Source organism: Enterococcus sp. DIV1758 (assembly GCF_051711985.1).
GTDB classification, from domain to species: Bacteria; Bacillota; Bacilli; order Lactobacillales; family Enterococcaceae; genus Enterococcus; species Enterococcus faecalis.
The window spans coordinates 2,595,594-2,617,295 of the sequence record NZ_JBIOOA010000001.1 but is presented as its reverse complement, the minus strand read 5'-3'; the positions used below and the strand labels follow the sequence as shown (position 1 = coordinate 2,617,295).

At 40.9% G+C, this 21,702-nt stretch carries 20 protein-coding genes; 16 read left to right on the top strand and 4 right to left on the bottom strand.

The window, feature by feature from the left end; all coding sequences use genetic code 11:
- Nucleotides 1–62: 62 nt before the first annotated feature.
- The 7 genes from IGJ52_RS12720 (at nucleotide 63) to IGJ52_RS12690 (ending at nucleotide 8,356) form a co-directional block, all read left to right on the top strand.
- Nucleotides 63–860: a TIGR00282 family metallophosphoesterase gene (locus IGJ52_RS12720; RefSeq protein WP_002354864.1), complete on the top strand. Its 798-nt coding sequence runs from the start codon at nucleotides 63–65 to the stop codon at nucleotides 858–860.
- 73 nt (nucleotides 861–933) lie between these two features.
- Nucleotides 934–1,320, top strand: coding sequence for a RicAFT regulatory complex protein RicA family protein (locus IGJ52_RS12715; RefSeq protein ID WP_002359008.1), 387 nt, complete (start codon nucleotides 934–936; stop codon nucleotides 1,318–1,320).
- Nucleotides 1,321–3,897 (top strand): DNA mismatch repair protein MutS, encoded by a 2,577-nt coding sequence (mutS, locus tag IGJ52_RS12710; protein ID WP_438792160.1) that lies wholly within the window; start codon nucleotides 1,321–1,323, stop codon nucleotides 3,895–3,897.
- A gap of 31 nt (nucleotides 3,898–3,928) precedes the next feature.
- Complete coding sequence (mutL, locus tag IGJ52_RS12705; RefSeq protein WP_438792159.1) at nucleotides 3,929–6,061, top strand: DNA mismatch repair endonuclease MutL; 2,133 nt, start codon at nucleotides 3,929–3,931, stop codon at nucleotides 6,059–6,061.
- 24 nt (nucleotides 6,062–6,085) lie between these two features.
- Nucleotides 6,086–6,640, top strand: a complete 555-nt coding sequence (locus IGJ52_RS12700; RefSeq protein ID WP_002419630.1) for a Maf family protein — start codon at nucleotides 6,086–6,088, stop codon at nucleotides 6,638–6,640.
- A 132-nt stretch (nucleotides 6,641–6,772) separates the two neighbouring features.
- The gene (gene msrB, locus IGJ52_RS12695) at nucleotides 6,773–7,210 is read left to right on the top strand and encodes a peptide-methionine (R)-S-oxide reductase MsrB (RefSeq protein ID WP_010715474.1); all 438 of its coding nucleotides are present in this window, start codon (nucleotides 6,773–6,775) and stop codon (nucleotides 7,208–7,210) included.
- A gap of 174 nt (nucleotides 7,211–7,384) precedes the next feature.
- On the top strand, nucleotides 7,385–8,356 hold the full coding sequence (locus IGJ52_RS12690) for a ribose-phosphate diphosphokinase (protein ID WP_002381060.1): 972 nt from the start codon (nucleotides 7,385–7,387) through the stop codon (nucleotides 8,354–8,356).
- A gap of 54 nt (nucleotides 8,357–8,410) precedes the next feature.
- On the opposite strand, the gene IGJ52_RS12685 is transcribed toward IGJ52_RS12690, so the two are convergent.
- Nucleotides 8,411–8,944, bottom strand: coding sequence for a CPBP family intramembrane glutamic endopeptidase (locus tag IGJ52_RS12685; protein ID WP_438792158.1), 534 nt, complete (start codon nucleotides 8,942–8,944; stop codon nucleotides 8,411–8,413).
- Between the two features lie 283 nt (nucleotides 8,945–9,227).
- Here IGJ52_RS12685 and IGJ52_RS12680 point away from each other — a divergent pair, with 283 nt between their 5' ends.
- Nucleotides 9,228–9,353 carry a hypothetical protein gene (locus IGJ52_RS12680; RefSeq protein ID WP_002383214.1) on the top strand — a complete coding sequence of 42 codons (126 nt, stop codon included), beginning with the start codon at nucleotides 9,228–9,230 and terminating at the stop codon, nucleotides 9,351–9,353.
- Between the two features lie 342 nt (nucleotides 9,354–9,695).
- Nucleotides 9,696–9,839, top strand: coding sequence for a type I toxin-antitoxin system toxin PepG1 (gene pepG1, locus IGJ52_RS12675; RefSeq protein WP_002392696.1), 144 nt, complete (start codon nucleotides 9,696–9,698; stop codon nucleotides 9,837–9,839).
- 303 nt (nucleotides 9,840–10,142) lie between these two features.
- On the opposite strand, the gene pgmB is transcribed toward pepG1, so the two are convergent.
- Together pgmB and IGJ52_RS12665 are read right to left on the bottom strand one after the other, a co-directional pair.
- Nucleotides 10,143–10,793, bottom strand: coding sequence for a beta-phosphoglucomutase (pgmB, locus tag IGJ52_RS12670; protein ID WP_016614233.1), 651 nt, complete (start codon nucleotides 10,791–10,793; stop codon nucleotides 10,143–10,145).
- A gap of 14 nt (nucleotides 10,794–10,807) precedes the next feature.
- Nucleotides 10,808–13,552, bottom strand: coding sequence for a glycoside hydrolase family 65 protein (locus IGJ52_RS12665; RefSeq protein ID WP_368015330.1), 2,745 nt, complete (start codon nucleotides 13,550–13,552; stop codon nucleotides 10,808–10,810).
- 260 nt (nucleotides 13,553–13,812) lie between these two features.
- Here IGJ52_RS12665 and treR point away from each other — a divergent pair, with 260 nt between their 5' ends.
- The 4 genes from treR (at nucleotide 13,813) to IGJ52_RS12645 (ending at nucleotide 17,198) form a co-directional block, all read left to right on the top strand.
- On the top strand, nucleotides 13,813–14,526 hold the full coding sequence (treR, locus tag IGJ52_RS12660) for a trehalose operon repressor (RefSeq protein ID WP_002354877.1): 714 nt from the start codon (nucleotides 13,813–13,815) through the stop codon (nucleotides 14,524–14,526).
- A gap of 378 nt (nucleotides 14,527–14,904) precedes the next feature.
- Entirely contained in the window at nucleotides 14,905–15,603 is a 699-nt protein-coding gene (locus IGJ52_RS12655; protein WP_438792157.1) for a WxL domain-containing protein, read from the top strand.
- 95 nt (nucleotides 15,604–15,698) lie between these two features.
- Complete coding sequence (locus IGJ52_RS12650; RefSeq protein ID WP_368015328.1) at nucleotides 15,699–16,385, top strand: WxL domain-containing protein; 687 nt, start codon at nucleotides 15,699–15,701, stop codon at nucleotides 16,383–16,385.
- 93 nt (nucleotides 16,386–16,478) lie between these two features.
- On the top strand, nucleotides 16,479–17,198 hold the full coding sequence (locus tag IGJ52_RS12645) for a WxL domain-containing protein (RefSeq protein WP_368015327.1): 720 nt from the start codon (nucleotides 16,479–16,481) through the stop codon (nucleotides 17,196–17,198).
- A gap of 40 nt (nucleotides 17,199–17,238) precedes the next feature.
- On the opposite strand, the gene mscL is transcribed toward IGJ52_RS12645, so the two are convergent.
- The gene (gene mscL / locus IGJ52_RS12640; protein WP_002354883.1) at nucleotides 17,239–17,688 is read right to left on the bottom strand and encodes a large conductance mechanosensitive channel protein MscL; all 450 of its coding nucleotides are present in this window, start codon (nucleotides 17,686–17,688) and stop codon (nucleotides 17,239–17,241) included.
- Nucleotides 17,689–17,896: 208 nt separating this feature from the next.
- Here mscL and yfmF point away from each other — a divergent pair, with 208 nt between their 5' ends.
- The 3 genes from yfmF (at nucleotide 17,897) to IGJ52_RS12625 (ending at nucleotide 21,496) form a co-directional block, all read left to right on the top strand.
- Entirely contained in the window at nucleotides 17,897–19,165 is a 1,269-nt protein-coding gene (yfmF, locus tag IGJ52_RS12635; protein WP_438792156.1) for an EF-P 5-aminopentanol modification-associated protein YfmF, read from the top strand.
- Complete coding sequence (yfmH, locus tag IGJ52_RS12630) at nucleotides 19,158–20,462, top strand: EF-P 5-aminopentanol modification-associated protein YfmH (RefSeq protein WP_002380969.1); 1,305 nt, start codon at nucleotides 19,158–19,160, stop codon at nucleotides 20,460–20,462. The genes yfmF and yfmH overlap by 8 nt, the downstream gene beginning before the upstream one ends.
- Before the next feature lie 167 nt (nucleotides 20,463–20,629).
- Nucleotides 20,630–21,496, top strand: a complete 867-nt coding sequence (locus IGJ52_RS12625; RefSeq protein WP_438792155.1) for a RodZ domain-containing protein — start codon at nucleotides 20,630–20,632, stop codon at nucleotides 21,494–21,496.
- Nucleotides 21,497–21,702: the final 206 nt, after the last annotated feature.

Genomic DNA, 21,702 nt, shown 5'->3' with positions numbered 1-21,702 from the left:
TCTTTTCAAAGCGAAAACAACTATAATAAACAAGAGATGTTAAAAAGAGAAGAGGAACCTTTTTGCGTATATTATTTATAGGAGATGTTGTCGGTTCTTTAGGAAGAGAAGCCTTAGCAACGTATGTCCCTAAATTAAAGAAGAAATATCGTCCACAAGTGACCATTGCCAATGGTGAAAATGCGGCATCTGGTCGGGGAATTACTGGCAAGATTTATAAGAAATTTTTGCAAGATGGTGTCGATGTTGTTACGATGGGTAACCATACGTGGGACAACAAGGATATCTTTGAATTCATTGATGATGCGAAGAAAATGGTTCGTCCAGCGAACTTTCCAGAAGATGTGCCTGGTCAAGGAATGGTTTTTGTGAAAGTCAATCAATTGGAACTAGCGGTGATTAATTTACAGGCCCGCACATTTATGGTGCCATTGGAAGATCCTTTCAAGAAAGCCGCCGAGCTAGTGGCTATCGCTCGCAAACGGACACCGCTCATTTTTGTGGATTTTCATGGCGAAACGACGAGCGAAAAACAAGCCATGAGCTGGTTTTTAGATGGCCAAGTTTCAGCCGTTGTTGGAACACATACGCATGTTCAAACAAATGATGCTCGGATTTTACCGAAAGGGACAGCCTTCTTAAGTGATGTCGGTATGACCGGTCCTTATGATGGGATTTTAGGAATGAAGCGTGAACCGATTATTGAGAAGTTTATGACAGCATTGCCGAAGCGCTTTGAGGTAGTCGAAACAGGGCGGACAATTTTATCTGCCTGTATTTTAGAGATTGATGACCAAACGGGCCAAGCGAAGATGATTGAGCCGATTCAGATTAGTGAAGATCGCCCGTTTCAAGAATAATAGAAGAAAAGTTAATCTCGGATCATTAAGAGGTTAACTTTTTCTGCTCTTATAGAAAAAGTGCCGGTGAAAGATGAAGGTGAAAAAAATGGAGCCGTTGAATTTAGATGCACAAAGTAATAAAGAATTAGAAAAATTGTTACATTTAATTGGACAAGATGAAGTCATTCAGCGCTACCAAGCGATTGAAGAAAAGGTAAAGAAAAACAAAAAGCTGACAGAATTAGTGGAAGAAATCAAAGCTGCGCAAAAAGATGCGGTTCAATTTGCTCACTATGGCAAACCAACTGCTGAAAAAGAAGCCATTCAACGAGCTGATGCGAAAACAAAAGAATTTGATGAGCACCCACTCGTTGTAGCCTACCGCGAACAACTGATCGAAGCCAATGACTTAGTCCAACATGTCACGGCGCTCATTCAATACCGCGTGAACGAAGAGCTAGAGAAGGAAGGGAATTAAATGCCACAAAAGACAAAAAATACACCCATGATGGAACAATATTTATCCATTAAGGCCCAATACAAGGATGCGTTTTTATTTTATCGCTTAGGTGATTTTTATGAATTATTTTATGAAGATGCTATCAATGCAGCGCAAATCTTAGAATTGACGTTAACCAGTCGTAACCGCAATGCGGATGATCCGATTCCTATGTGTGGCGTTCCTTATCATGCCGCGCAAGGCTACATTGATACGTTGATTGAGCAAGGCTATAAAGTAGCGATTTGTGAGCAAGTGGAAGATCCAAAGACTACCAAGGGCATGGTCAAACGAGAAGTGGTCCAGTTGGTAACGCCAGGAACGGTGATGAATAGTAAAGGCTTGGAAGCTAAAGACAATAATTACTTAACCGCTGTGCTAACAGATGGTAATCAGTTCGGTTTTGCCTATGTAGATTTGAGTACAGGCGAATTAAAAACAGCAGTCTTGGCTGATGAAGAGGGCGTTTTAAACGAAGCTTCTGCGTTGCAAACAAAAGAAATGGTCCTAGGTTCAGGGATCCCTGAATCGTTAAAAGAGAACTTAAGTTTACGTTTAAATATTATCTTTTCGACACAAGAAACGGTGGAAGAAAATGCCGAGTTTAGTTTTTTAACCAATGAACTGATTAATCCATTAGAAATTGAAATTACAGGCAAGTTATTATCTTATTTATCTGTTACCCAAAAGCGGAGCTTGTCCCATATTCAGAAAGCTGTGGAATATCAGCCAGATCATTTCTTGAAAATGGATCATTATTCTAAATTCAATTTAGAATTGAGTCAGTCGATTCGAACAGGACAGAAAAAAGGTACTCTTTTGTGGCTATTAGATGAAACGAAAACAGCTATGGGCGGCCGTTTGTTGAAACAATGGTTGGATCGTCCGCTAATTCAGGAACGTCAAATTAAGGCGCGTCAAGAAATGGTGCAATCCTTATTAAATGCCTATTTTGAACGCTTAGATTTGCAAGCAGCATTGACGAACGTTTATGATTTAGAGCGGTTAGCAGGACGCGTGGCATTCGGCAGTGTGAATGGGCGTGATTTAATTCAATTACGGACCTCTTTAGAACAAGTACCAACGATTCGACAGTTAATTGTCGGGATCAATCAAGGGGAATGGGATGATTTGTTAGTCGACTTAAACCCTGTTGAAGATTTAGTGGCATTGATTGCGACGGCGATTAATGAAGAAGCCCCTTTACAAATTACTGAAGGAAATGTTATTAAAGACGGCTATAACGACCAATTAGATGAATACCGTGATGCCATGCGTAATGGTAAGCAATGGTTAGCAGAGTTAGAAGCGAAAGAACGCCAAGAAACAGGCATTAAAAACTTGAAGATTGGCTACAATCGTGTCTTTGGTTATTTCATTGAAATCACTAAGTCAAATTTAGCGAATTTAGAAGAAGGAAAATACGAGCGGAAGCAAACATTAGCTAATGCGGAGCGCTTTATTACGCCAGAACTAAAAGAACTAGAACGTTTAATCTTAGAAGCCGAAGAAAAATCAGTTGAACTAGAATATCAATTGTTCTTGGCCGTGAGAGAACAAGTGAAAACGAACATTGATCGGTTGCAAACACTGGCTAAAACCATTAGTGCGGTTGATGTTTTACAATCTTTTGCAACAATTAGTGAACGGTATCAATACGTTCGACCAACGTTAAGAAGTAACACGAAAAATTTGGCGATTGTCGAAGGACGACACCCAGTCGTGGAAAAAGTTTTAGGGCACCAAGAATACATTCCAAACAGTATCCGCATGAACCCAGAAACAGATATTCTCTTGATTACTGGACCAAACATGTCAGGGAAAAGTACCTACATGCGTCAATTGGCTTTGACGGTGGTCATGGCGCAAATTGGCTGTTTTGTACCAGCGGAAAGTGCTGAAATGCCAATTTTCGATCAAATTTTTACACGGATTGGGGCCTCTGATGATCTAATTGCAGGGCAAAGTACCTTTATGGTAGAAATGATGGAAGCCAACCAAGCACTGCGGCACGCCACGCCTAACAGCCTAATTTTATTTGATGAATTAGGACGCGGCACGGCAACCTATGATGGAATGGCGCTAGCGCAAGCCATCATTGAATATATCCATCGTGAAGTACAAGCCAAAACGCTATTCTCTACACATTATCATGAACTAACTGTTCTAGATGAAACCTTAAAAGGCTTGAAGAATATTCACGTGGGCGCTGTCGAAAAAGATGGCGAAGTGGTCTTTCTTCATAAAATGATGGAAGGACCTGCTGATAAGAGCTATGGGATACATGTTGCTAAAATCGCTGGTTTACCAAGCCAGCTTTTAGAACGAGCAGCCACCATTTTATCTGCTTTAGAAGCGGAAGAAACAACGATTCCAAGTTCAGTTCATCATGAAGAAGTTTCAGAAGTCCATGAAGAAACCGAGCAACTTTCATTGTTTAAAGAAGTTTCAACAGAAGAATTAAGTGTCATTGACACATTGAAGAAAATGAATCTATTAGAAATGACACCACTAGATGCGTTAAACATGCTTCATCAATTGCAAAAACGTATCTAATTAGGAACCGAACCGGTTAGGAGGTCGTGAAATGGGGAAAATTCAAGAACTATCCGAACAACTAGCCAACCAGATTGCTGCTGGTGAAGTTGTTGAACGTCCCGCTTCTGTCGTCAAAGAATTGGTGGAAAATGCACTGGATGCAGGAAGCACCCAAATTGATATTTTTATTGAAGAAGCTGGCTTGAAAACCATTCAAATTATTGATAATGGTGAAGGAATTGCCAAAGAAGATGTACTGAATGCCTTCAAACGCCATGCCACAAGCAAAATTCATACAAGAGATGATTTGTTCCGAATTCGCAGCTTGGGGTTCCGAGGCGAAGCCTTACCAAGTATTGCCTCAGTTTCTGAAATGATTGTCGAAACTGCCACAGCTGAGGAAGAAGAAGGCAGCTATGTGATTCTAAAAGGGGGCAAGGTCGAAGAAAACCGACCAGCAGCCCTCCGTAAAGGCACAAAAATGACCGTTTCTAATTTATTTTATAATACGCCTGCTCGTTTGAAATACGTCAAAACGATCCAAACGGAATTGGCCAATATCGGTGACATTGTCAATCGTCTGGCGTTAAGTCACCCTAAAGTCGCTTTTCGCTTAGTTCATGACGGCCACAAAATGATGAGTACAACAGGCAATGGTGATTTAAAACAAACGATTGCGGGGATTTATGGCATTAGCACCGCAAAGAAAATGTTGAAAATTGAAGGAAAAGACCTTGATTTTACTTTGACAGGGTATGTCTCATTGCCAGAAGTCACACGGGCCAGCCGCAACTATTTATCAACGATTATCAATGGTCGCTATATTAAAAATTTCGCGTTAAATAAAGCAATTGTAGCCGGCTATGGTTCGAAACTAATGGTGGGGCGTTTTCCAATTGCTGTGTTAGAAATTGAAATGGATCCGCTGTTAGTCGATGTCAATGTCCATCCTACTAAGCAAGAAGTTCGTTTAAGTAAAGAAAAAGATTTAATGGCATTAATTGAACAGGCGATTCAAGAAGTGTTGAGCCAAGAACAGTTGATTCCCAATGCGGCAGACAATTTGCGTTTTAAAAAGAAACTACCGCCAGAACCTAAAGCCGAACAAATGGAAATTCCTTTATCGACTGAACAACCTGCGGTAAAACAACGACCAGGCAGCTTAAGCTATAATCCCGCAACAGGTCGCTTCTATGCGGAACATGCGACAGACGAAACACCAGTCTCAAGCGCCCCTGAAACTGTCAACCAGACAGAAAGAGCAGTGGACCCAATGGACGATCCATTTGCGCCGCCAGTACCAGAATCAACGAGTGTAGCGGAAGAAACGTCAGCTTACGAAATCTCTTCGGCAGCTGTTGATTCCGCAAATCATTGGGAAGCAGCTAGTAATGAGCAACAGATAATAGCCGAAGAAACGAAAATAACTGAAGTACCTGATTCAGAACCTTCTCTGCGTTCATCAGAGGCTGCTGACGAGGTTTTCCAAGAAGAAATGAAACTTCACCCAGAATTTGATACCAATAGCGCTGCGAGTCAAAGAGAACTGAAACAAGCCCTGAATAAGTTGGAAGAAGAACGACCGACAGAACGTTTTCCTGAGCTAGAATACTTCGGTCAAATGCACGGAACTTATTTATTCGCACAAAGCAAAGATGGCCTGTTTATTATCGACCAACACGCTGCCCAAGAACGAATTAAATACGAGTACTTCCGTGAAAAAATTGGCGAAGTCAGTGATGATTTACAAGAATTATTGGTACCAATCGTTATTGATTATCCAAATAGTGATGCCTTGAAAATTAAAGAGCAGAAAGAAACCCTTGCGGAAGTTGGCATCCATTTGGAAGACTTTGGACAAAATAGTTTCATTGTGCGGGCGCACCCAACTTGGTATCCTGCAGGCGAAGAGGAAAGCATTGTTCGCGAGATGATTGATATGTTGCTAACAACTGGCTCGGTCAGCGTGAAAAAATTCCGTGAAGCAACTGCCATTATGATGAGCTGTAAGCGATCCATCAAAGCCAATCATTACCTCAATGAGCAACAAGCACGCGTGCTATTAAAAGATTTAGCTTTGTGCGAAAATCCGTTTAATTGTCCGCATGGACGTCCGGTGCTGATTCATTTTACGAATTCAGATATGGAACGAATGTTTAAACGCATTCAAGACCCCCATTAAAAAGAAACGAGGCGTCATCAATTTATGCAAATTATTTTAGCATCCCAATCTCCTCGCCGTCAGGAGTTATTAAAGCGTGTGGTCCCAACTTTTACGATTGCACCAGCCGATATCGATGAAACTGTTGGCAAAGACGGCTTACCAGCAGAATATGTGGCGCAAATGGCTGCCCAAAAAGCAGCGGCTATAGCAGAACAAACCCCCGAAGCACTAGTCATTGGCTGCGATACAATTGTGGCATTGGCGGGAGAAATCCTCGGCAAACCCACTTCTCGGGAAGACGGTTATCGCATGTTGCGCCTCCTAAGTGGCAAAACACATGACGTGTATACAAGTGTGACGTTGAAACAAGGGGAAAAAGAGCGCTCCGCGACAGTTCATTCAACCGTGACGTTTTATCCACTGACAGACACGGAAATCCATGCTTACTTAGATACCGCAGAATATGCCGACAAAGCAGGCGCTTATGGTATCCAAGGACAAGGAGCATTATTAATTGAAGCAATCGCTGGCGATTATTACGCCATTATGGGCTTACCAATTGCCAAAGTAGCCCGACTACTAAAAGAATTCAACTAATAAAAGACAGTCCTTTTCATTCGTCAAAAAGAGAAAGGACTGTCTTTTACTATGCAAACTATTAGGTGCCTGTTTGGCAAACGTGGTATCATTGAACCCAATAAATTGAACAGAAGAAAAGGAGTGGACAGAATGACAAAACCAACAGAAGAAGAATTAAAACAAACCTTGACGGATCTTCAATATGCCGTCACACAAGAAAACGCAACAGAACGCCCTTTTTCAGGAGAATATGATGACTTTTACCAAGACGGAATCTATGTAGACGTTGTTAGTGGCGAACCGTTGTTTAGCTCCCTGGACAAATACGATGCTGGTTGCGGCTGGCCATCCTTTACCAAACCAATTGAAAAACGTGGCGTCAAAGAAAAAGCTGATTTTAGTCACGGCATGCACCGAGTAGAAGTTCGCAGTCAAGAAGCGGATTCACATTTAGGGCATGTTTTCACTGATGGCCCACTCCAAGAAGGCGGCTTACGTTATTGCATTAATGCGGCAGCTTTGAGATTTGTGCCAGTGGCAGATTTAGAAAAAGAAGGCTATGGCGAGTACCTTTCTTTATTCAAATAATCCTCATTTTTTAGACAAATACGATAAAATAGTTAGAAGAAAGCGACTTTTGATGAATATCTTGTATGAAATACAGAAAATCTCTTGATTTATTTGGCTAGGACTACTATTATTTTAGAAGGAAAGTATTGTTCAGTTTTAACGAATTGGCTGAAATAGAAAGTGGAGGTTCTAATGTCGAAACATTATTTTGATCCAAGATTGAAAATCTTTTCTTTGAACTCTAATCGTCCCTTAGCAGAAAAAATTGCGGATGCTGTGGGTGTGGAGCTAGGAAAGTGCTCTGTAACACAATTTAGTGATGGCGAAATTCAAGTGAATATTGAAGAAAGTATTCGTGGTGCACATGTTTACGTCATTCAATCAACAAGTAGCCCTGTTAACGATAACTTAATGGAACTATTAATCATGATTGATGCGTTAAAACGTGCGAGTGCTAAAACAATTAACGTGGTTATGCCTTATTATGGGTATGCACGTCAAGACCGTAAAGCACGTGCCCGGGAACCAATCACTGCTAAACTTGTTGCAAACATGATTGAAAAAGCTGGCGCAACAAGAATGTTGACATTGGACTTACATGCGGTCCAAATTCAAGGATTCTTTGATATTCCAGTGGATCATTTGATGGGTGCACCATTAATTGCCGATTACTTCATCGAACACGGCATTCAAGGCGATGACGTCGTTGTTGTTTCCCCTGACCATGGTGGTGTAACGCGTGCGCGTAAATTGGCAGAATTCTTAAAAGCACCAATTGCGATCATTGACAAACGTCGTCCAAAAGCGAACGTAGCAGAAGTAATGAATATCATTGGTCATGTGGAAGGCAAAACATGTGTCTTAATTGATGACATGATTGACACAGCGGGGACAATTTCTCTTGCTGCAAACGCATTGAAAGAAGCTGGAGCAAAAGACGTTTACGCTTCTTGTACACATCCCGTTTTATCAGGACCAGCCTTACAACGTATTGAAGATTCAGCAATTGAACGCTTAGTTGTAACAGACTCTATTTACCTATCTGATGATCGTAAAATTGCTAAAATTGACGAAGTCAGCGTTGGTGAATTAATCGGAGATGCGATTAAACGTATCCACGAAAACAAACCAGTTAGTCCGTTATTTGAAACAAAAAATAAATAATTACAAAAAAACCGCCCACATCATTTTTCTGATGTGGGCGGTTTTTTTTGTGTACTATAAATTATTTAATAGCAAATGAATCGCAAGAGGATACGTGAGATTGTTATTACAGAAATAATAGGTAGAGGCTAAAACCCAGCCCATTCCACAATAAAAAAGCATGGAAATTGATGGTAATAGTCCATGGCTAAGACCAAAAAAAAGACCAGAAAAAAATATTTTACATAAGACACTTCGAGAGGTGTTTTTTATAAAAAATAAGTTCATAAAAATGCCACGAGTCAGGAGTTCTTCTATTATAGGTGAAAAGAGTCTAGTATGAAGGGCCATTAAAACAGGTGCTACATTTCGGACTTCATTAATATAATATTGATTTTCTGGAGTAGGAATGCGTGAGAAAAGTAAATTTAGAATAATAGAAAATAAGAACATGCCAATAGCTAGTAATAGACTTTTAAAGATAGCTTGCTTTTTTTTCTTTACTATTTTTTTATAGAAAACTGACAGCACGATAATAATAATTAAAGATAGTATACTATCAAAGATGATCAAGGTTTTTTCGTTATTTTTTATAGCTATTAAGCTCATTCCAGTTAATGCTTCTATGCTGGGTAGGGCTGTCAAAAAAGTGAACAGGAGATAAAGAAGTGTTTTTTTCTTTGTAGATAATTTTGTTTCGATACTATAACAACCCCCTTTTCTATTTTGTCAGAATGATATGTTTACAAATTGAACTACTAATCAAGGAATAAAAAGGAAATGAAAAAATGATGCTTCCTCTATTGTGACTTTTATTATAATTAGATAAAATATAGATGTCAAAAAGATTAAAAAGGTTGAAGCTTTAAAAATATTGGAAAGGAGTATACAAATGAAAAAGATAACTGAACGACCAATTGTCAAAATCTTAATTAAGATTTTGATGTTTGCCCTATGTTTTTATGCGGGGATAAAATTCGTTGATTTCATTTTTCCGTTAGTAGGATTTAAACAATAAGCAAAAGAAATGAACGTGGAGACAAGCACAAAGTACCATGAACTTCGTTGCTAATAGTAAAGTATTGATCCTTGGAAACTAAAAAGCTGTTAAAAATGACAATAAAAAATAACCGTCAACTTTGATCGGTACGGTTATTTTTTGTAACAAAATCGGTCACCGTCTTAAACGGCTCTGCATCAGAGAGGTATGTTGAAGCATATCTCTCTTTTCGTTTTCATTATAGCACATTTTCCTAAAAAAATATATTTGAAACTAATTATTTTTTAGTTTTACATGGTATAATCTAAGTGTAGAGAAGTTATGGCGGTGGCCATCTAATCTGAAAGTGAGGTGGTGCGTATGAGCGTACTTCCAAAATTTACGGAAAGGAGAGGCCTGTTGTCAGCATATGAAACAATTCAGACGATCCTAGGGTTTGGTATGTTTACCATTGCTTTGATTGCGCTGATTGTGAAATTGCTTAAAAATGACAATAAAAAATAACCGTCAACTTTGACCAAGCACGGTTATTTTTAAATAATTAACATGGTCACCGTCTTAAACGGCTCTACATCAGAGAGGTATGTTGAAGCATATCTCTCTTTTCATTTTCATTATAGCACATTTTCCCGAAAAGCACGAATAAATTTATCGTTAATCCGTGAAATCCTAAAAGCTGTTAAAAATGACAATAAAAAATAACCGTCAACTTTGACCAAGCACGGTTATTTTTGTAACTAAAAAGGTCACCGTCTTAACCGGCTCTACACTAAAGAGGTGCCTGCTGCTAAAGGTTCTTGTCCTTCTTTAGCGATTGAGCAGTACATCAACGCTTAGTTCAGTCATTTCAGAGACTTGTATGTCGGCTCCGAGTAAGGGTTGGCTGGCCGACAAGCCGACGGCATAGATGCCCGCGGCTTTCAAGCCGTCAATGCCTGATTGTGCATCTTCAAAGCCAATGGCGTTTTGCGGTAGCACGCCAATACTGTCAGCGGCGGCTAAAAAGATTTCAGGATCAGGTTTGCCTTTGCTTAACGAGTCGGGATCGACAATTGTGGCGAAGTACGCGCGCACGCCTAATTTTTCCAAAATCAGGGGGGCGTTTTTTGATGCCGAAGCCACGGCACAGGGAATGTGACGTGCTTGGGCTTGCTGTAGCAATGGCACGACACCAGGTAAAACATCTTCTGTCGTTAAATGTTCTAATAATTGAACGTAGTGGTCATTTTTTTGCTGAGCTAAGGCTTCTTTTTCTGCTGGAGTAAACGCATTTTCACGGTGGCCATGGGCTAAAATGCGGTCCAAGGAATCCATCCGACTAATGCCTTTTAATGTTTCGTTGAAGGTTTCGTCAATGGGGATACCTAGCGAATCGGCCAACGCTTTCCAAGCTTGATAATGAAATTTGGCGGTGTCAGTAATGACACCATCCAAATCAAAAATAAATCCAATCGTCATTGTGGTTCGCTCCTTTATTGATAATGTACTTCTTTTGGTCGTTCGGCGGTTAACGGAATTAACGCGCCCTGAACCAATAATTGTGTGTCTTTATCTGCTGTAATCGTGACACTGGTTTGTGTTAATGAAAATTGATACGTCACGCCTTGATGAATAAACTGGAAGGCCAGCGATTGCCAATGTTCAGGTAAGTTTGGACAAATTGATAACTCGTTTTGGCGCGTGTCAACGCCTGCATACGTCGCTAAAGTAACGTGGATCGTCGCAGCCATGACCCCTGTATGAATCCCTTCAGCGGTTGTGCCACCTTGAATGTCACGATAATCGGAATACAACGCTTCTTGATAAAGTTGCCAAGATAGCTCATGGAATTGCGCCATTTCTGCCAATTGAGCATGAACAATTCGTGACAAAGTCGAACCATGAGACGTCCGTTTTAGATAATACAAAAGATTTTTTTCCAAATAATCCGCAGGCAATTGATACCCTAAATCTTCTAAAATTTGATCCACCCGAGTTTTGTCTAAGTTGTAGAACAACATTAACGTGTCGGCTTGTTTCGCCACTTTGTAATCATCGGGAGATTCTCCTTCGGCTTTTAAAATTCGATCCATGCGGTAAATATTGCCGTATTTCTCTTTCATCGCTGCCCAGTCAATCTCTTTTAAGCCGAAATACCCTTCATATTGCGCAATAATGCCGTCAGAATTAACTTCAATTTCCAGTGAATTTTGAATTTGCTGCATGCGGGCTAGATCACCCGAAGTGGTCTGAGTTTTGGCAAAAAGTTGTGCCTGTTCTTCCTCAGAGAAAAGTGCCAAAATGTTGGTTAATTCTTCGAATAGCCAAACCACCATCAAATTCGTATAGGCGTTGTTTTTCAAGCCGCTTTCCGCTTGGTCTGGATAGCCCTCGTGAAATTCATCAGGTCCCATCACTTTATCAATAAAGAACCGTCCTGTTGCGTCATCTAACGTCGCAGCGCTGTTCCAAAATTGAGCGATTTCTAACAACATTTCGCCGCCATATTGTTTCATAAATTCATGATCCTGTGTACTATGCCAATACAACCAAGCATTGTAAGCAATCGCCAAGGACACATGCCGTTGCAAAATACTATGATCCTCGCCCCAATGTCCATTCAACGGATTTAAGTGAAGTTTTTGCGTGGTTTCCCGCCCATCACGTCCTGATTGCCACGGATACATTGCGCCACGATACTGGCTGGCCGCCGCATTTTCCTTCGCCTTCTCTAATCGATGGTAGCGATACAGCAACAATTGTTTCGCCGTGTCAGGATAATGTTGAATATAAAAAGGTAAAATAAAAATTTCATCCCAGAAAATATGTCCACGATACGCTTCACCGTGCAAGCCTCGGGCGGTAATCGAGACGTCCAATGCTTGCGCTTGGTTACTAAAAGGCGAAGCCGAAGCCAGCAAGTGATAACTGTGAATCCGTAAAAGTTTTTGAGACATCAAATCGCCTGTCACAGTAATGTTGGCTTGTTGCCAAAGGGTTTGCCAAGCGCGGGCGCTTTCCTGAGCGGCGGCCGCAAAAGAGTCCTTCGGCGTAAATGGTACCTGCCAACTTTGTTCGGCGTGGCTGGCTTGCACATAGACTTGTTTTTCTAGCGTATAGCGCGTTCCTTGGTGCGCCATCACGGTCACCACTTGGGCGATTTTTTCCGCTTCTTCTTGAATCGTAATCGCTTCTTTTTCAAAAAAATCACCGGTTATCAAGGCCGTTTCTCGGACGCTCAAGTTGGATTGATTGGTACAAACCTCAATCACGGTTTTGTTTTCCTGCGCGCTTAATGCTGTCACCTGAAAATGTTTGGCTGTTAAGTTACGATACCGCGCCACGTTATAGTTGTAGACACTGCCATCAGTGACGGTTTTCAAAGTAATCGGGGCTGAAAAGTTTAACGGCTCAAATGTATATTGCAGATGATAGTCATTCGGCTGTGCCATATTGGCGATTTTTTTCGTCGTTAATTTAATTTGCTGATTGTCCGCATCTTTCAAAATCATTTCTGCGACAAACAACCCTGTTTTCAAGTTCAATTGACGATGTAATTGTTGTAGTGTGTCTGGAGAAATCGTTAACCAGTCAGTGGCATCGCCAATTTTTAAAGCGATGTGTTGGTTATCAGGAGCATTGACGAAATCTTCATTTTCCACTACTTGACCCGCAACTTCCGAAGCCGCTGTATTATAAAGCCCCGCAATGTAGGTCGCTGGATAATGATCATCAGAAATCGACATCTCAGGGATTGTGCCGCGCAAGCCTAAAAAGCCATTGCCGACAGTTAATAGGGACTCCACCGCATATTCATTTTTCCCAGGCACGTAGCCATAATAGTCCAAATGCCAAGCCAGATACTGCCGTTTTTCTTCAAATGCTTCCAGCAAATTCGGTGCCGCCGCTTGTTCGGCTGCCGTTAAAAGTGGCGTGTTCAACTGTTCCGCGAATGCTTGAATCACCGCTTGCGGAACCAGCGCCAACGTTTCCTCTGGCGAAAAGAAGTCCGCTGGGAAATCAGCCACAATCCCCCCCAGAATCGGTGCAGCCTCTGCCAAAATCAATTGGCACAGTTCAGGAACCGTTTCTTCGATAGTCAAGGCTTCAAAAGGGAACGTTTTTTGGTGAAGCGGTTCCAATTTATGGTTAAAAAAAGTCGTCGTTAGTTGGTTCGTTGCGAATGTTAATTCTAAAATAGTCATGTTTGGCGCCTCCTCGTTAACTTGTATAGACATGTTGTGTTTGACTACAGTATAGTATGAACGAATCAGAATTACAAGGATTTTCCCTAGATTCTTGGGAAAAGTTTTCCAGAAGGGGGCTGTAACAGACTGCGCTGGTTCCGAAAAAAAGGCGGTCAAGCAGTGGTTTAGCTGGGGGAGTCAGTGCGTAAGCAAGGCAGAAAGTGCGGGGGATTTTTCTGACCAGCTCTAGGTTTTTCGGAGGGAATATGCTATGCTTTTAGAAAAGAAATTGTTGGTAGAGGAGGATCGGCATGAACAAGTTTCATGACATATTTTTAGAATTAGAACAACAAATTGTCCAAGGCGACTATCAGCCAGGCGATTTATTACCTAGTGAAAATCAATTAGTGGAAACCTACAATGTTTCCCGTGAAACAATTCGGAAAGCCTTGAATTTACTGATTAACGCTGGCTATATTCAGAAAAAACAAGGCAAAGGCTCGATTGTCTTAAACTTTAAAAAATTTAATTTCCCTATTTCAGGAGTGACCAGTTACAAGGAGTTACAACAAACGCAACATATTGAAAGTCATACTCATGTAGTTTCCTTAGAAGAAATTCCTGTGGAGCGCAACTTGGCTCAATTAACTGGTTGGACAGAAGGCGCCCCTGTTTGGCGCTTAGTCCGGCAACGGGAGATTGAAGGGGAAGTCGATATTTTAGATATTGACTACTTGATTAAAGAGATTGTCCCAGAACTGCCGAAGCACCGTGCCGAAGATTCGATTTTCGATTATCTGGAAAACGACCTTGGCTTGGCGATTAGTTATGCTCAGAAAGAAATTACCGTGGAACCGCTCACAGAGATGGACAAGCAGCTGATTGGTGAAGTCGAAGGCAATCATGTCGTGGTGGTCCGCAGTATCATGAACTTGGAAGATACGCGCTGTTTTGGCTATACGGAATCCCGTCACCGCTTAAACAAATTTAAGTTTGTGGAATTCGCCCGTCGTCGCAAGTTGTAAGTCTTGGCGACTAGCAAATGCAAAAATGGCTGTCATTAAATGGAAATTGACGATTTTTTCGCCGAAATCGCGGATAAATTTATAAGATTTTAAAAGAAAACGTCAAAAAGTAAGAGTCGAACCCTTACTTTTTGACGTTTTCTTGCTGTTTATTAATCGATTTTGCCGTGAAAATCATTAAATAACACTTTCGAATGTCGAAAAGTGTTGAAATTTATGTTTAAAACTAAGGGATATCGTTGATATCAAAAGAATTGTTGATTTTTTCTATGCACGGTTAAATATTTAAAATCACAGACACAGGGGAATCTTGTATAATTAAGACCATAGCTTCAGAAAGGCATTCTGGAAATTCTTGAACAAAGGAGGCATACATAGATGAAAAAGAAATTATTTGCAAGCTTACTCGTTGGTAGTGCAGTCGTTGGGGCAAACTTGGTGCCTCTTTCGGCACAGGCTGTCGCAACAGGAAATACACCAGTCCAAGTAGAATTTGATGGGGGGAAATTAGCAGATCAGGGAGATAATACTGGCGCAATCGTAGATCCCGATCCGACGAAACCGAATACGAATTTTGACTTATTAGCCATTCCGAAAATTTTTGATTTTTCTCCAGTAAAAATTGGCGAAGATTTAACCGCCATTAAGCCCATTTCAACTAAGCCAAAATCGATCATGGTGGGTGATGTCCGCGGAACCAAAGAAGGTTGGCATGTCACTGGCGAAGTAGTGAGCATGAGCAATGGCACAGATACATTAGATGGACAGATTACTTTTGGGATGACACCATACTATGCCATATTCAATGAAAGTACGAGTTCTTACGGGGGCTTCAACACTCTGAATGGCATGAATATCGCTAATGATCCAACGGCCCCAAACTTTGACGGTGCGAGCCTTAAGATTGGTGGCGGCGCTACGGCTTTAATTAACGCCCCTCTAGGAAAAGGGCAAGGGACTTGGTCAGGTCGTTTAGATAACTTAACGTTAAATGTAACGACACCAATGCAACAACTGAAAAAAGGCGCGTATACAGGCAATGTCACTTGGAACCTTGTGGCAGGACCAGCAATTTAAACGTAAACAGAGGTAAACAATAGCGGACGGAAGAGCTGTTTAAATGGTCTTCCGTCCGTTATTAAACAATCAATAAAAAAAGAGAGGTATGTAAAATGAAAAAGAAATTACTCGCAAGTTTGTTGGTAAGTAGCGCAGTGGTTGGTGCTAGTTTAGCACCGCTTTCGGCACAGGCTGTGACCACTGGGAATACACCAGTGCAGGTGGAGTTTGGTGGGGGAACGTTGCCAGATGGGGACTCCGATGGGGAAAATACAGTAAGACCTGACCCGGGTGCTACAAATACTGATTTTGATTTGCTTTATATTCCTGAAAAGATTTCATTTGCTAAAACGGCTATCTCTGATGACCTATCTGCCATTTCTTCTGAAGACATTACCCGCTATGGAGTAGGTGATTTAAGAGGGACGAAAGAGGGCTGGCATGTTACTGCCACAATTCCTGAAATGACTAACGGTGAAGAGACCTTGACAGGCACATTCTCTTTTACTCAAACAGGCTATGCTTTAACTTATAATGAAGTATCAAATAAATTTTCTGTATTAAAAGAGGAAATTTTCACGAATGATCCTTCTGCTCCTGAATTTCTAGCTACCAGTAGTATTACGATTGGCGGTGGTGCCGCATTAGTGGGGAATGCAGTGAGTGGAAAAGGCCAAGGAATGTGGAATTCTTATTTGACCGAAAAATATTTAAACATCACGACCCCTTATCAACAAATTAAAGCAGGTACCTATACAGGTAACATCACTTGGAACCTCGTGGCAGGACCATCAATTTAAACATAAACAGTTAAACAATAGCGGACGGAAGAGCTGTTTAGATAGTCTTCCGTCCGTTATTAAACAATCAATAAAAAAAGAGAGGTATGTAAAATGAAAAAGAAATTACTCGCAAGCTTGTTGGTAAGTAGCGCAGTGGTTGGTGCTAGTTTAGCACCGCTTTCGGCACAGGCTGTGACGACTGGGAATACGCCAGTGCAGGTGGAGCTTGGTGGGGGAACGTTGCCAGATGGTGGCGGGATTCCGAATACAGTAAGACCTGATCCAGATGCTACAAATAGCAACTTTGATTTACTATTTATTCCTAGAGAATTTGATTTTGGCAAATTATCGATTTCGGATGATTTAACTAAACCGATTCCTAATAAAGCAGATAAAGAGAGTAGCGGAACTATATATACAGAAAGCGTGGGTGTAGGCGATATACGAGGAACCAAAGAAGGTTGGCACCTGACTGCTCAATCCACGGGCATGAAGCTAGGTAATGAGAATTTAGAAGGCAGTATCACAACTAGTGGAATTAATTTGTATCCATTAATTTATAATGAGGAAACTAAAACGTATGATGCTCAATCCTCTAGTCTTGTCGACCCAGTGTCCAAACCTGAAATTGTGAATGCAAAATCTTTTTCAATTCCTTTAGGCGGAGATGCCGCACTTTTTGCGAATGCCACGGCAGGAAAAGGGCAAGGCTTGTGGCATTTTTCAATGTTTGAGACAGCTTTAAACATCACAACTACAGCTTACAATATCAAAGCCGGGAACTACACAGGTAACATCACCTGGAACCTCGTCGCAGGACCATCTATCTAAGACCAAACAAAAAAGTCATCCCTTCAGGATGACTTTTTGCTTATTTCTCTGTGAAGGTGCTATCTGTTTTGACAGTTTCAGCAGGCGGTGTTTGCGCCGCTAATAAGTCGCGAATTTCTTTTAAGTAATCTTCGCTCGTTGGTACCACTTCTTCTTCTGCCGCTTCTTCTTTTTTGCCACGGTTTTTCATTTTGTTGGCCGCTTTGACAATCAAGAAGAGGACGAAGGCCGTAATTAAAAATGTAATAAGTGCACTAATCACGCTACCAATATTGAATTCAACGCCTTCGACTTTATAAACAAGGGCACCCAATGCATCGTCGGCACTCTTTTTCCCAGTCGTCAAGACAAAAATTAGACTAATTAACGGGGTAATCAAGCCTTCCACCACTTGTGTCACAATCGCTGTAAACGCGCTACCAATGACAACACCAACGGCTAGGTCTAAGACACTCCCGCGCATGATAAACTCTTTAAATTCTTTAATCATTCTTTTTTCCCTCCTCACTTTAAAAACAGTATACCGAATCTTCTTGAAAATTTGAACTGAAAAACTCTTATCATTCAGAAAGCACCTGAAGCTGTGTTATAATGGAGCTATTGGAAAAAACATTAAAAAATGCTTTAGAATTTACACGATACATATATTTCACAGCATTCTTTAGGTAAGATGAAGCAAATGAAGGAGCGATGCGGCAATGTCTGTTCAATTAGTTAAAGGCGTGAATTTACACGTCATTCCTACAGAAAAATATAAAACGGTGCGTCTTTTAGTCCGCTTTAATACACGATTAAATCATGAAACCATTACAAAAAGAACGCTGTTGTCCAGTTTAATGGAAACCAACAGCTTGAATTACCCGAATCAAGTCAAGTTAAGTGAGCGTTTGGCGGAACTTTACGGCGCCAGCTTTGGGATTGGCGTTTCCAAAAAAGGCAATCAACACTGGTTTAATATTTCTATGAACATTGTCAATGATCATTATTTACAGGATAGTCAGGTGCTTGCCGAAGCGGTGGACTTTTTGAAGGAAATTATTTTTGCCCCCAATATTCAAGCGGGCCAATTTGAGGCGGAAACCTTCCAACGGGAGAAAGAGAACTTGAAAGCGTACTTGGAAAGTATTGTGGAGGATAAGCAAACCTATGCCTCTTTGGCGCTTCAAAGTGTCTATTTCAATCAATCGGAGGATCAAAAAATCCCTAGTTTCGGGACCGTTGCGGCGTTAGCTGAGGAAACGGCGGCGTCATTAGCGGCATATTATCAAAAAATGCTGGCGGAAGATCAAGTGGATATTTTTGTTTTAGGCGATGTCAATGAGGCGGAGCTAGTGCCGTTATTCAAGCAATTACCGTTTACGCCTCGTGAAGAAGGCAAAGCCGCGATTTTCTACAATCAATCGATTCGCAACGTGATTGAAGAGCGGACCGAGCGTGAGGTGTTAGCCCAATCGAAATTAAACTTGGCTTACAACACGGATATTTATTATGGCGATAGCTATTATTTTGCGTTGCAAGTGTTTAATGGAATTTTTGGCGGTTTCCCGCATTCTAAATTATTTATGAATGTCCGTGAAAAAGAGCATTTAGCGTATTATGCTTCTAGTAGTATCGACACCTTCCGTGGCTTCATGACGGTTCAAACAGGGATCGATGGCAAAAATCGGAATCAGGTCTTGCGTTTGATTTCGACAGAATTGGAAAATATTCGCTTAGGTAAGATTAGCGAATTAGAAATTGAACAAACGAAAGCAATGCTAAAAAATCAGTATATCTTAGCGTTAGATAATGCAGGCGCGTGGCTGGAAAAAGAATACTTGAACGAATTAATGCCGCAGACGATGCTGACGGCGGAGGAATGGATTGCGCGGATCAATGCCGTGACCATTTCAGAAATCCAAGAAGTAGCCAAGCGCTTGGAACTTCAAGCGATCTTCTTTTTGGAAGGAGAAACGGAAAATGATTAAAAAAGACTATGCACAAATTAAAGAAACATTGTATACAGAAACACTGGCGAATGGGTTAAAGGTTTACCTATTACCGAAAAATGATTTCCAAAAAACGTATGGCTTGTTTACGACCGATTATGGTTCAATTGACAACACGTTCGTGCCAATTGGTCAAGAGGAAATGATTGAAGTGCCTGACGGAATCGCCCACTTTTTAGAACATAAAATGTTTGAAAAAGAAGATGGCGATGTCTTCCAAAAATTTGGGCAACAAGGGGCTTCAGCGAATGCCTTTACCAGTTTTACGAAAACGAGTTATTTGTTTTCAACGACGGATCAAGTGACACAAAATCTAGAAACGTTGCTTGATTTTGTGCAATCGCCGTATTTCACGAAGGAAACGGTCGAAAAAGAAAAAGGCATCATCGGACAAGAAATTCAAATGTATTTAGATGATCCTAACTGGCGCTTGTTCTTTGGGATTTTAGGCAACCTTTATCCGAAACATCCATTGCACATTGATATTGCCGGCACAGTGGCAAGTATTGCGGAGATTACCGCAGAGGATTTGTATACATGTTACAATACGTTTTATCATCCAAGTAATATGACCTTATTCGTGGTAGGGAAAATGGACCCTGAAGCGTTAATGGCCTTCATTCGTGAAAACCAAGCGGCGAAAGAGTTTCCTGCCGCCCAACCTATTCGTCGGCATTTTCCTGAAGAAACAGCTGCTGACATTGTCAAAGAGAGCGCCATTGAAATGGCGGTCACACGGGCAAAAGTGCTTGTTGGTTTGAAAGGCTTAGATGAAGTGCCAACAACGGGTCGTGACTTAATGAAATATCAAGTCACCGTGAATTTGTTGTTACAATTATTGTTTGGTAATACCTCTCAAAACTATTTGGCTCTTTATGATGAAGGCTTGTTAGATGATAGTTTTAGTTATGACTTTAATTTAGATCGCAGTTTCCATTTTGCGGATATTGGCGGCGATAGTGAGCAACCAGAAGTCTTAGCAGAACGAATTGAAGCTATTTTATTATCTGCCACAACAAGTCCAGAATTAACGGAAGAAAATTTGTCCTTATTGAAGAAAAAAATGATTGGTAAATATTTCCAATCCTTAAACTCTTTAGAGTATATCGCCAACCAATTTTCACAATCATTGTTTGGGGAAACCACGCTGTTTGATAAGATTGAAGTCATTGAAAGCATTCAATTAGCCGACGTCCGCCAAGTAGCAGAGACCTTTATTCGTGAAGAAGGATTGAGCCGTTTCTACATGTATCCTAAAGGAGAAACCGAGCAATAAACCAACTGTTTAAGAAAAAGAAAAATCTTTGAAATCTTTCAATTTTGTTATCCTCAGTTGGCTTCTTTTGTGGTATTCTTAAAGGACGGGAATGTTTTCCTTGGCAATTGAAAAAGACTGATGAGACAATCGATAAATTAACAAAATAGACTGGAGAAGATGGACGAGTGGCCAGCGTAAATATTGGAGAAACACTAAAAGAAGCAAGATTGCAGAAGAACATCTCAATTGATGAACTGCAACAAATGACAAAAATTCAAAAAAGATATTTAGAAATTATTGAACAAAACGATTTTGAGTCCTTACCAGGCACCTTTTATGTGCGGGCGTTTATCCGCCAATATGCAAGTGCGGTCGGCTTAGATGGCAATCAATTGGTAGATATCTATGATGGCAAAGAGCCAGCAATTGTCGAAGAACCCAAGCCAGTGTATGAAGAGCTTGAAGGATCACGTAAGCAATTGCATGACGAAGAAAAGCAATCCAGTTGGTTACTGCGGAACTTACCAGCCATTGCCTTTTCGTTAATTGGTTTAGCCATTGCGGTCGTAGTGCTGTACATTATGTGGCAAGATCAAAAAGCCGAACCGATTATTCAAACACCGGCAACTAGTGCCAGTGTAGAAAAAACCAAAGAATCAAGTCAAGCCCCAGAAAGTAGCACACAAAGTAGTACACCGCCGTCTTCTTCAAGCGAACCAGAGAAGAAAACAGCTGTGGCTGTGGTGAGTGATGCCAACAATCAAGTAACTGCAACGGTTAAAGATGCGAATAGTCCAATCAACATTACCTTTAAAGGCACTGAAGGCTCTTGCTGGATTGGCGTGATGGTCGATGGCAACTATACGTACCAACACACCCTGCAAGCAGGAGAGACCCAAACAACAGCTTTACCTGCAAATACCGCCAACGCGACACTGATTTTAGGCGCTTCAAATAACGTCGCCATTCAAGTAGATGGCGCCGATTTAACACTGGAAAAAACGCCAGTTTTAATTCGTAAGGATGTTACATTAGGGATTACGTATCGTTAGAAGAGGATAAAAAATAGGCTCTTTGTCAAATAATGTTGGTAAAGAAAAATTGTAGAATTATGTCGAGTCCAGAGGAGAAAATCCTCTGGATTTTTCAATACATATAAAAAGGTGTTGTTAAAAATACCAGCATCAGAAAATATAGAGCCAAAAAGCGTAGCTAGCACCTTTTGAATCCTACCATGATGACGTATACAAGAGTAACA